We start from the raw sequence: 11,859 nt of genomic DNA on the forward strand, positions 1-11,859 counted from the left end.
GTGATTAGGAATACAAAGCTCTTGTAAGAGCTTTGTACCAGATGATTGCTGCAGTGGCGAAGGAAGAGGATCAAAGAATGGTTGCAGCTGCGGCAGCAAGCTCGGAACGTTCTGTTCGAGTCATGAACATGTGTCCGTATAGAGATAAATGATGAAATTTTCCCACAAGATAGGTAAGACCATTGGAGTTTTCGTCGAAATACAAGCTGTCTATCTGAGTAGGGTCTCCTGTTAAAACAATTTTTGTGCCTTTCCCTGCTCGCGAGATAATAGTTTTGATTTCGTGTGGAGTGAGGTTTTGTGCTTCATCAATGATCATGAATACTTTGGGTAAGGAGCGTCCTCGGATATAGGTGAGTGCTTCCATCTCTAGCTTTTTGGTCTCCATCAAACTTTGCAGGGTTTCTGCGAAGTCTCCCATATTATTAGCGTCGAACAGAAACTCCATATTATCATAAATGGGTTGCATCCAGTGCATCAACTTTTCTTCTTTTATTCCAGGAAGAAATCCGATGTCTTTCCCCATTGGAATAATGGGTCTGCTAACCAGAAGTTTGTTGTATTTAGGCTTGTCGAAAACTTGATACATAGCGGCGGCTAAAGCCAGGACTGTTTTACCGGACCCAGCCTGTCCCATCAAGGTAACGAGTTTGATGTCATCCCTTAGTAGTAGATCTAGCGCGCAGCGTTGCTCTCTATTTAGAGGACTCACTCCCCAAATTTTCTCTGGAAGGGATTTTAGAGCAATGATTTTATTGTCTTTAGGGCTATAACGACCGAGGGCAGAGTGGTTTTCGTCATCTCCTGAAAGGAAGAAGTATTCGTTGGGGGAGGGTAAGGGAGTAAGATCTGAGGGGAAGGCTATCGAGCCGTCTTTGTAAAAATATTCTATAGAGCTGTTTGATACCTTAAGTCTTCTGTGGCCACGATAGAGAGAGCGGAAGGAGACGCATTTGTTTTCGTAGTCTTTAGCCTCAATACCTAAAGCCTCTGCGTACACCCTTCGGCTCAGGCTTTTGGTTACGAAAATTACGGGTTCTCGTTGGGAAATGATTTGTAATAATTCTAGAGTGAGGTGTTTTTTAGGTTTTTCATTGGTGGAAAAATTTGCTAAAGGAGAAACCTCAATGCATAACTCGCTGCCGTTTTTTAAAAAAATCTGGCCTGTAGCGGATTTGTCTGATTGTTCCAGTAGCAGACGAATGTTTCCTAATGCTCGAGAAGCGTTTTTTCCAGATTCGTCACGAAATTTGGCGCAAGACTCTAACTCTTCGATTACTGTAAAAGGGATAATGATACGAGTGTTAGATAAAGAGGAGAGGGCCTCTGGATCGTAAATAAAAACACTGGTGTCAATAACGGAGGTTTTTTTCATTGCAAGTTCCTAATTTACTCGAGGATAAGAGGGAAGCTGCTTCGATGTGTACCATATTAAGACAAATTAAAACATGTCTTTGTTCGAGGGGGAGGATGTAAGTTTTTAGCAATCGGGAGGCTTATCTGCTAATCTGTTTGTCAAAAATGCCTCCCTTAACTACAATGCCGGAGAAAGCGAGTCCTTCTGTTGGAGGTTGTTATGAAGGTCAAAATTAATGATCAATTCATTTGTATCCCCCCCTATGTTTCAGCTCGATGGAGTCAAGTGGCTTTCATAGAGTCCTATGACGGGGGCACAGAAGGGTGCGCTACCTTAAAGCTTCATCTGATTGACGGAGAGACAGTTTCTATTCCTAATCTTAAGCAAGCGATTATCGATGAGGCTTTTCAAGAGCATTTGCTCTATCTGGAATCAACATGTCCTCAGAAAAATAAGGAAGAGGAGAAAATAGGGTCTTTGTTAGGCGCCATTCAACAAGTGGCTAAAGGGTGTGAGGTACAAGTTTTTTCTCAAAAAGGCTTGGTGTCCATGCTTTTAGGCGGGGCAGGGTCTATTGATTTGTTATTGCAACACTCTCCGGAACACAAAGATTATCCTGATCTTCCTGCCGATCTTTTAGAGAAGTTGGCGCAGGTGTTGCGCTCTTTATCCTTGGGGGCTACGTCTGTTTTAGCTAAGCCTGAGCCTCATTGCAATTGTTTGCATTGTCAAATTGGCCGAGCCGCGGGAGAGGAAGAAGACAGTGTGGTTTCGGAAGAGGATTTAACTTTTCGTTCTTGGGACATTGCTCAAAGCGGAGAAAAAATGTACACCGTCACAGATCCTTTGAATCCTGAAGAGCAGTTTAATGTGTATTTGGGAACACCGATCGGGTGTACCTGTGGACAGCCCTATTGTGAACACGTGAAAGCTGTTCTTTATACGTAAAGATAGGCTGGTATGGACTGGAGCTCTTGGGGTAAGGACCGATAGTCGCGGTTGACTTTTTCTTTTAAGTCAATGATAATCCCCCTCTCTGGAGGTTGCGTCTTCTAGGGCTGCGAATGTCTCGATAGAGGCTTGGGTTTTAGCGAATTGCAGGAGTTTTTTTCGTGCGAACGTTGTCTATTTCTATGCTCATTTTCGCCCTTTCTTGTGGGGCAAACACCTGCTTGTGTGCTGCGGATTTTTCCAGTGCGAAAGTTGATGCTTCAGTTAATGATAAAGCGGCTTTTTCTCCGTTTACAGGAGAAATTAAAGGAAATCGTGTGCGATTGCGTCTGGCTCCACACACGGATAGTTTTATCATTAAGGAGTTGTCTAAAGGCGACTATCTGGCTGTTTTAGGAGAAAGTAAAGATTATTATGTAGTGGCTGCCCCTGAAGGGATGCGGGGTTATGTATTTCGAACGTTCGTTTTAGATAATGTCATTGAAGGAGAAAAGGTCAACGTTCGTTTGGAACCATCGACCTCGGCTCCTATTCTAGCAAGATTATCTAAGGGGACTAGTGTGGAAACCTTGGGTGCTGCTCAGGGAAAATGGCTGGAAATAGCTCTCCCAAAACAGTGCGTCTTTTATGTGGCTAAAAATTTTGTCAAAAATGTTGGCGCCTTAGAACTGTATAATCAAAAAGAAGGACAGAAAAAACTCGCTTTAGATTTATTAGATTCTGCCATGAATTTTGCTAGTGCTGAGCTACAAAAAAAGGTAGAAGATATTGATTTGGATGCTATCTATAAAAAAATGAATCTGGCTCAGGCAGAAGAGTTTAAAGATGTTCCGGGGTTGCAGCCTATGGTGCAAAAGGCCTTGGAAAGAGTGCAGGAGGCTTTTCTCGCTAAATCCCTAGAAAAGAATGTTCAGAAGCCGCAGGAAGCGCAACATAAAATTGTAGAAGAGGCGATAGCCTCCTCTTCTTTAGAGGTTCCGGTATTGACAGCCGTTGAGGAGGCGAAGGTCTCAGACACTCCGCCTGTTGCGGCAGATCCTATTCAAGATTTGGGCTCTGTAAAGGGTTCGTTGTTGTCTCATTACATTCGTAAAAAAGAGTGTGTGAAGACGTCTCCCGTCTTAGAAGGTAGAGAGAGTCTTGAGCGATCTTTGTATGAGATTTGGGTGAGCCTTCAGCCAGAAGAGAGTCGAGCTGGGCTGACCATGGAATCTTTTTATAGGGATGAGCAGAGGAAAAAACGTGTCCTGACTGGAGAGCTCGAGGTGTATCCTCATGTCGTTAAAAATAATCCCGGAGATTATCTTTTGAAAGACGGGGAGAATGTGCTGGCTTTTGTCTATGCCACAAATATTGATCTAAGCAAATGGCTAGGAAAACGTGTAGTTTTAGAGTGCGTTTCCAGACCTAACAACCATTTTGCCTTCCCAGCCTATATTGTTTTGGCTATCAAAGATGGTGCTTAATTGGAAGCAAGTCTTACTCTAGTGGGCAAGCTTTTTTAGAAAGTTTTAATAGCCACTTGGGGTTTCGTACACAGGTGTTTGAGAGGGGCTGGGGCATCCTAAGGTGTTTGCGGAGGTGCAAGCGCTTGGAGTAACAGGGGAATTGGTGCAAAAGGTTCTGTAGAAAAAAGCTCTTACAGCTCGAAAGATCTTCAAAAGAAGAGCTCCGAGGCAAACAAGCGCCTTAATTCCCAAAACTTCTTGTACGGCCGTTGCCTGAGCTTTGGGCCACTCTTTTCTAATAATTGAGCAAGGAAACCAAGTACAGGGGATGTTAGGATCGTTTTTGCAGAGAAACCCCCCTGTTCGCTCTGTTAGCTCTTTCTTTAATTTATGCATGTTGTACAGAGTGCGTAGCCCTACAGCGGTACTTAAAACAGGGACATAGCTACAGCAAGATGTGATTAAGCCGCGACGAAGATAGTTACGCTGTAAGCAATCCCATGCAGGAAAGGTGTCTGAGCCATGGGCGTGCTGCATAAAAAAGAAATAACCAGAAAAAATATACACGAGTAATATCTCCCTAAAAATATTAAGCTTCTAGCTCTTGGAGCTACAAAGAAAGAGAAGTGGGATTCGAAAGGAAAAACTGCTAAAAGCAAAAGAAATATTTTAACAGAAATAAGGATAAAACACGATCTAATAGCTTGTGTAAAGAAATTAAAAAAACGGTCCCTTTCTCTGTGCTGCTTCCCGGGTTCCTTGGTGGACTCGTTGTTTGGGAGGACACGAAGATCCAAGGCTCCTTGTTAAGCTAAAACAGAGGAAGAGACCTATGGAGGTGGAGAGAGTCGAACTCTCGTCCTTAGCAAACTCCCCGCTAACTTCTACATGCTTAGTTTCTAGATAATATACATTGAGCCTCCTCAGCTAGAAACCTCTATGGAGACCAACGACTCTCATTAAATTTCGAATTAGTTTCCTCGAGAATTAAAAGATCCTAACTCTAACCAGATACATGACGGTGTTTCGAAAACCTCTGGTGGAGCTCGCGAACACCGGGTTACCTGTATTTAGGTAACAACTTTGCTAATTAAGCAGCAACTCTGAGATCTTCGAGATCAGCGAAGCTGATAATTTCGCATTCAGCCTTAGGTTCGGCATTTATTGTTTTGTCGGCTTTTTAGGAGGCCAGCCAACGCCCTCCGCATGCAATTAACGCTTCATTTCTAAGTCGAAACCTTTACACCCCCTGCGGCCAGGATTGTAAGGGTTCTAGGGCTTTTCCGCAATGTTGTTTTGATGCGATTTTCTGTAACCTATTCAACTAAAAAAAATAGTGTTTGGTAATAGAAGGGGGAAGGAGCTTTTCAGGAAAGTGTAAGCCTTTTTTGTAAGTGGAAGGAGAGAGCTCTTTAGCGTTATCGAGAAGTATATTTTAATTAACGGTTTAAAAGAGGAATCTATCATAATCCATTGGTTAAGAAAAAAACGATTTCGGGAAGCGGTTAAACTGCAAACTTTGTGAGCAGGAAAACACTGTTTTCTACAGGATCAAAACCAGAGTGAATAATCGAAGAATGGATAACGAAGATAAGGTTAGTTTTTCTGCCAAAGAAGAAAAAATTTTAGCTTTTTGGAAAGAGCAAGATATTTTTCAGAAAACGTTAAAAAATCGAGAGGGGGGGCCCACTTTCTCTTTTTATGATGGGCCTCCATTTGCTACGGGCTTGCCTCATTATGGGCATCTATTAGCTAGTACGATTAAAGATGTCGTATGTCGTTATGCTACTATGGATGGGCATTATGTACCTCGGCGTTTTGGCTGGGACTGTCATGGGGTTCCTGTTGAGTATGAGGTAGAAAAATCCTTAGGCTTAATTGAACCTGGAGCTATTGAGCACTTTGGTATAGCTAACTTCAATGAAGAGTGCCGTAAAATCGTTTTCCGATATGTTGATGAGTGGAAATATTTTGTAGATAGAATTGGACGATGGGTAGATTTTTCTGCAACATGGAAGACTATGGACCCCACTTTTATGGAGAGCGTTTGGTGGGTCTTCCATTCTCTTTATCGCCAGGGGTTGGTGTATGAAGGAACAAAGGTTGTTCCTTTTTCCACTAAACTAGGAACCCCGCTATCTAACTTTGAAGCTGGGCAGAACTATAAAGAGGTAGATGATCCTTCCGTTGTTGTAAAGTTTGCTTTGCAAGATGAGCCAACTATTCTTTTGGCATGGACAACTACTCCCTGGACGCTTGTTTCAAATATGGCTTTAGCCGTGCACCCCAAGCTTACCTATGCTCATATTCGAGACAAGAGATCGGGAGAGGAGTACGTTCTTGGGCAAGAGAGTTTAGCTCGTTGGTTCCCTGATCGAGAGTCCTATGAATGGATAGGACAATTGTCGGGGGATAGTCTTGTTGGGAAAAGCTATCGTCCTCTATTTTCTTATTTTCAGGAGGAACAAGAGCGGGGAGCTTTTCGAATTCTTCCTGCCGACTTTATTGAAGAAAGTGAGGGGACAGGGATTGTTCACATGGCCCCAGCTTTTGGAGAATCAGATTTTTGTGTTTGTCAGGAGCATAACGTTCCGTTGGTGTGTCCTGTCGATAATCAAGGATGTTACACTGAAAAAGTAACGGATTTCGTAGGGGAATACATTAAATCTGCGGATAAGGGAATCATTCGGCGCTTGAAGAGCGAAAACGCTGTATTCTATCAAGGAACCATTCGCCACCGTTATCCATTTTGTTGGAGAACAGACTCTCCTTTGATCTACAAAGCGGTCAATTCTTGGTTTGTTTCCGTAGAAAAAGTAAAAAGTAAGATGCTGAAAGCTAATGAAGCCATTCATTGGACTCCCGGGCATATCAAACATGGGCGGTTTGGTAAATGGCTTGAGGGGGCTCGTGATTGGGCGATTAGTAGAAATCGTTACTGGGGAACCCCAATTCCTATTTGGCGTAGCGAAGATGGAGATGTACTCGTTGTTGGGTCCATCCAAGAACTGGAAGAATTATCTGGCCAGAAGGTGGTGGATTTACATCGACATTTTATTGATGAAATAACCATTCGCAAAGATGGAAAGGTTTTCCGTAGAGTTCCCTATGTTTTTGATTGTTGGTTTGATTCTGGAGCAATGCCTTACGCTCAAAATCACTACCCTTTTGAACGAGCTGAAGAAACGGAAGGGCGTTTTCCTGCCGACTTTATTGCGGAAGGCCTCGATCAGACTCGAGGATGGTTTTACACGTTAACCGTAATTGCCGCAGCTCTGTTCGATCAACCGGCTTTTAAGAATGTGATTGTGAATGGAATTATTCTCGCTGAAGATGGGAATAAAATGTCTAAGCGTTTGAATAATTATCCTAGTCCTAAAAAGATCATGGATACATACGGCGCTGACGCTTTGCGTCTGTATTTGCTACATAGCGTCGTTGTTAAAGCAGAAGATTTGCGATTTTCTGATAAAGGGGTAGAGGCTGTACTTAAACAGGTGCTTTTACCTCTGTCTAATGCTTTGGCTTTTTATAAGACTTATGCAGAGCTATATGGTTTTTCCCCAAATAAAACCCAAGATTTGGAGCTAGCTGAGATAGATCGTTGGATTCTTTCTTCTCTGTATAGTGTGGTAGGGAAAACTCGAGAAGGTATGGCACAATATGATTTACATACTGCAGTAAGTCCGTTTGTAGGTTTTATTGAAGATTTAACAAATTGGTATATCCGTCGATCTCGCCGACGTTTCTGGGAAGCAGAAGATTCTCCGGACCGTCGAGCAGCCTTTGCGACTCTCTATGAAGTGCTAATAGTTTTTTCTAAAGTCATCGCTCCGTTTATTCCTTTTACGGCAGAGGATATGTATCAGCAATTACGGATGGAGACAGATCCTGAATCTGTGCACCTGTGCGATTTCCCGCATGTTGTTTTGGAAAACATTCTGCCCGATTTAGAAAGAAAAATGAACGATATTCGGGAGATTGTTGCTTTAGGGCATTCTTTACGTAAAGAGCATAAGCTTAAAGTTCGTCAGCCGCTGCAAAATATGTATATTGTGGGGGCTAAAGAACGACTGGAATCCTTGACTCAAGCAGAATCGTTGATTGGTGAGGAGTTGAATGTTAAGGAAGTGCATTTTTGTTCAGAAACTCCGCAATATGTAACAACTCTTGTAAAACCCAATTTTCGTTCTTTGGGCAAGAAGGTAGGGAATCGGCTCCCTGAAATTCAAAAAGCTTTAGCGGGACTTTCACAAGAGCAGATTCAAGCATTTGTGCATACAGGCCTAATGGTCCTTTCTTTGGGAGAAGAAACGATTTCTTTGGATAAAGAAGACATTACGGTTTCTTGGGAATCTTCGCCAGGGTTCGTAGCTAGAAGCTCTTCCTCTTTTGTAGCGGTTTTGGATTGTCAGTTGACCCCATTCCTGATCTTGGAAGGGATAGCTAGAGAAATCGTCAATAAGATCAATACCATGCGAAGAAACGAGAAGTTACATGTATCGGATCGCATTGCTATCCGTTTACACGCTCCTAAAATTGTTCAAGAGGCGTTTTCACGACATGAGGAGTACATTTGTGAAGAGACGTTAACCACTTCGGTTTCCTTGATTGATCATAAAGAAGGGGAAGAGTGGGACATCAACGGTCATTCTGTCTCAATAGCTCTAAAGGTGATTTCGCGTTGAGGTGTGAATGGTAAAAGAGGTCTTGTTAAGACCTCTTTTTTTTTGTTGTTGTTATGGGAATAATCGATGGTTCTTTCGGTAGTACCACACTCCCATAAAATATATAAGCACTCCCAGGGCGAGTCCATTAACAAGGTATCCTGGCAAGCTTAAAGGGGTAATGCTGGAAGCTAGCAACCCTATCCGGTTCATGGGCCAAAAAATAGCTATTGGAGATCCTAAAAGGTTTTCTACAGGGACAAATCCGAAATCGCGGCTATCTGCGCTCATAGGGCAATTATCTCCTAAAACAAGCACATGGCCTTCTGGGATTTTAAGTCCGAAGTTAGTGATAAAAGAAACAAACTCTTCTGTAGATTCTGGAGGAGGGCCTCTATCAATGAAGGCGATATAAGGTTTTTCTTCAGAAGATAGGAGCTCTTTTTCTTTCTCCGCTAAGATAAATTTTTGCAAGGAGGGATCGCTGTCGATGAAAACAGGAGAGTCCATAACAAACAAGTTGCCTTGATTGAAAAAGGCATAACGATTTGGGAAAGGCGCACATTGAGGGTTTTTCGGAATATAGATGGTGTGAAAACTAATCCCGCAATTGAATAAATCAATAACCTGAGAATCGCTTAACTGCGTCAGAGGATGCGGTTGTTTTAGCTTCGTTCGGAAGCCCCCCATATGAATACTAAATACATCTCCCTTAGAAAACTCATAACAGCCATCTGGAACGTTGGGCATGGGAAGGGCAAACATTCTCGCTATGCCAGAAGTGTCAATAGGGGTTGGTTGATATTTATAGGCGTATCCTTCAATTACAGAGAACCGAGATGTTGTAAGGTTATTACGAATCAAATGGATGTGCTCCTTTCTTAAGGGGAGCAAGGTCTTCATCGGTTCGATAGTAGGAATCAGTTGTGTTTCGAACGGCCGTAAGTGCGGATGAGGATAGGAGACGTTGGGTGTATGAGCGATCTCCAAATAGGTGTCTGCAAAAGGAGAAGAGAGGACGTGGGTAAGTGCTGCCTGTTTTTTGGTGAGAATGCGTACCATGGCAAAATTTTTCATGCCAAAAAGGTCGGCATAGCTTAAAGGCTCGGCATGGGGATTTTTCAAAGCGTGGGGAGTGTCGTTGTGCCAAGTATCCTTATAGAAAAATTGTCCATAAGGAGATTGTTGAGGCAAGGAAATTTTGCCGCAGGGAGCATGGAATTGATTAAAAATTACATCCGTTTGTCCCTCAGAACGCGCGAAGATTTCTGTAGTGCCATCGAAAGAGATGTAGGGGACGTGGTAAAGGGTTTCTGTGTTTTTAGGGGTGATGGGAGTTCCATTGCGATCTATCCCGTAAATTTTGCCTCCATAAAAATATAATGTATCTCCTGGTTTACCCATACATCGTTTTATATATCGTTTTTTCCCGGGAATGATTCCGAAATATTTGGTGTCTGCGTTGGGGATAGGGAGATTTCCTACAGTAAAGACAACAAGCTCTCCTCGGGTAATTGCGTCTGGTGTAAAACCAATGTTTTTATTACTAAAAGGTGGGCGGAGTCCAAATGTAGTTTTAGAGACAAGAATGCGGTCTTGCTCAAGAATCGTAGGCCGCATAGAGCCGGTGGGAACCTCGTATAGCTCAAACCAGAACTGACGGATCAAAAAAGCTAGGACAGCTGCACAAGTCAAGGCATAAATCAAATCAAAAGTTGCGCGTATTTTTGAGCGCGGGAATCTTTTTTGAATATCTTGAGCTCGCTTGGCGAAAAGAGAGGCATCTTCTCTATTTTGATCTAAAATGGCTTCTTCGAGCAATTTTAAGGTTTCCAGCAATTCTTTTTGAGAGTCTGGATAAGAGAGCATTTTCTTGCTTTTCAGCAGTTTATAAGAGGAATGAAGAATGCGACGACTCTTATTCAAGGAATATAAGCGACTCATGTAATTGCTCGTTATTAGGAGAATTTAATGGTATTCACGTTATAGGAAGACCCCCGCTTCGCCTCTTATTGCGAAAATTTCCAATTTTTTCAGAACAAGCTCTACTTGATTCATACGGAGGTCTTTAAGCCAAGGTTCATCTTACACAAAAAGCTTTTTCGAAACTACAGGGAAACCGTTTTAGATGAAAGCATGAAAAAGAGCTAAAAATCTGGAAGTTTTGGATGAGGCGAAGAAGCTTGGTGCCCTAGTTCAATGGTTTTGATGATGACGGGTCCAGTAGGGGTGTCTATACTCGTCCAGAGCGGGAAGGTTAATCTTGTATCATCAGAGAAGTACATAAGAATGTTTTTTCCCGATAAAGAGGACGAATCTTTGGGCCAAACGGCAACCCAAGCACTAGAAGGTAGAGTAATGTTTTCTCCACCAAAAGATGTTCGGGGAGACCAGGGTGTGTGTGTCTTCCCTTTATACTTAATTAAATGAGCGGGAGCAGGAGATAGGGGAAGGCGAAGCATTTTGATAAAAAAGGGTAAAGAATCTTTTTCCTGGGAATGCGTCCACTCGTTTTTTTTGAGAACAAAAATAGAAAAGTTGTTTCTAGCAATTTGTAAAAGGTACACGCTTTTAGGGGAGCGTAACTGATGGAAAGCTTCTTTCCAAGAAGACTGTTCGATAAGCTTTTTGTCTTGTTGTGTTAAACAAGAAAACTCAGAGATCTCAATCCAAGTTGCTTCCGGAGAGTTGTGGCGAACCAAAAAGAAAAATTTTTGAGATCCGCGACTAAGAATGGCGTAATCTCCGGAACAAGAAGTTAAAATTTTGTCTTGAACAGACAAATGGCGGGGAGAATGAGCTTCTGCGGGTGGCAAGAAAAAGAAGAAAGCAAAGAAAAAAATAAAAAGTTTAAGAAGAAACTCTGAGTGCATTTTTTCTTGCTTTTTCATAAAACGTTCGGGTATGCTCTCCTCTCTGCTATGTGAGATTTTCACATACTAAGATAGTGATTTTGGGGTTGTCAAATGAAAAAAAACACTCATCCTGAGTATAGACAAGTTCTGTTTGTAGATTCTTCCACCGGTTACAAATTTGTTTGCGGGTCTACGTATCAGACAGATAAAACCGAGGTTTTTGAAGGACAAGAGTACCCTGTATGTTATGTCAGCGTTTCCTCATCTTCGCATCCGTTCTTCACAGGAAGCAAGAAACTTGTGGACGCTGAGGGACGTGTTGATAAATTCTTGAAACGGTACAGCGGTGTTAAACAAGTGGCTCCTAAACCAGAAACTGCTGTAGAAGAAGTTCTTTCAAAAAGTAAAAAGAAGTCTCCAGCTAAAAAGAAAAAATAATGTCTGTGAGAAAATTTTGAATTGGTAAAAAAGCGGGGCGCAAACCCCGCTTTTTTGTTTAACAAATTCCTAGGCTTGAACAAGCGTTAAGCCAAAGTCTAAAGTTTCCCAAAATTGGTGGCCAATGTACACTCTGGTCTTTG

At 42.3% G+C, this 11,859-nt stretch carries 8 protein-coding genes and 1 other RNA gene; 4 read left to right on the forward strand and 5 right to left on the reverse strand.

Translation table 11 applies throughout. The features are described 5' to 3' along the window. Positions 1–70 precede the first annotated feature (70 nt). A complete protein-coding gene (locus B6E89_RS00080) occupies positions 71–1,375 on the reverse strand; it encodes a PhoH family protein (protein ID WP_080123454.1) in 1,305 nt (434 codons plus the stop codon). Between the two features lie 201 nt (positions 1,376–1,576). Here B6E89_RS00080 and B6E89_RS00085 point away from each other — a divergent pair, with 201 nt between their 5' ends. Beyond that, positions 1,577–2,305: a hypothetical protein gene (locus B6E89_RS00085; RefSeq protein WP_035405464.1), complete on the forward strand. Its 729-nt coding sequence runs from the start codon at positions 1,577–1,579 to the stop codon at positions 2,303–2,305. 185 nt (positions 2,306–2,490) lie between these two features. Further along, positions 2,491–3,774, forward strand: a complete 1,284-nt coding sequence (locus tag B6E89_RS00090; RefSeq protein ID WP_080127015.1) for an SH3 domain-containing protein — start codon at positions 2,491–2,493, stop codon at positions 3,772–3,774. Between the two features lie 45 nt (positions 3,775–3,819). On the opposite strand, the gene B6E89_RS00095 is transcribed toward B6E89_RS00090, so the two are convergent. Further along, positions 3,820–4,293: a hypothetical protein gene (locus tag B6E89_RS00095; protein ID WP_307781489.1), complete on the reverse strand. Its 474-nt coding sequence runs from the start codon at positions 4,291–4,293 to the stop codon at positions 3,820–3,822. Positions 4,294–4,586: 293 nt separating this feature from the next. Next, positions 4,587–5,006, reverse strand: a transfer-messenger RNA (tmRNA) gene (ssrA, locus tag B6E89_RS00100). 327 nt (positions 5,007–5,333) lie between these two features. Between ssrA and ileS the strand changes: the two genes are divergently transcribed. Continuing rightward, the gene (gene ileS / locus B6E89_RS00105) at positions 5,334–8,444 is read left to right on the forward strand and encodes an isoleucine--tRNA ligase (protein ID WP_080132804.1); all 3,111 of its coding nucleotides are present in this window, start codon (positions 5,334–5,336) and stop codon (positions 8,442–8,444) included. 51 nt (positions 8,445–8,495) lie between these two features. Here ileS and lepB read toward each other — a convergent pair whose 3' ends face one another. Both lepB and B6E89_RS00115 read right to left on the reverse strand, forming a co-directional pair. Next, positions 8,496–10,382: a signal peptidase I gene (lepB, locus tag B6E89_RS00110; RefSeq protein WP_099156058.1), complete on the reverse strand. Its 1,887-nt coding sequence runs from the start codon at positions 10,380–10,382 to the stop codon at positions 8,496–8,498. A gap of 188 nt (positions 10,383–10,570) precedes the next feature. Next, the gene (locus tag B6E89_RS00115; protein WP_035405473.1) at positions 10,571–11,314 is read right to left on the reverse strand and encodes a hypothetical protein; all 744 of its coding nucleotides are present in this window, start codon (positions 11,312–11,314) and stop codon (positions 10,571–10,573) included. A gap of 75 nt (positions 11,315–11,389) precedes the next feature. On the opposite strand from B6E89_RS00115, the gene B6E89_RS00120 reads away from it, so the two are divergent. Further along, entirely contained in the window at positions 11,390–11,716 is a 327-nt protein-coding gene (locus B6E89_RS00120; RefSeq protein ID WP_035405476.1) for a type B 50S ribosomal protein L31, read from the forward strand. Positions 11,717–11,859: the final 143 nt, after the last annotated feature.

The organism is Chlamydia suis, assembly GCF_900169085.1.
Lineage (GTDB): Bacteria > Chlamydiota > Chlamydiia > Chlamydiales > Chlamydiaceae > Chlamydia > Chlamydia suis.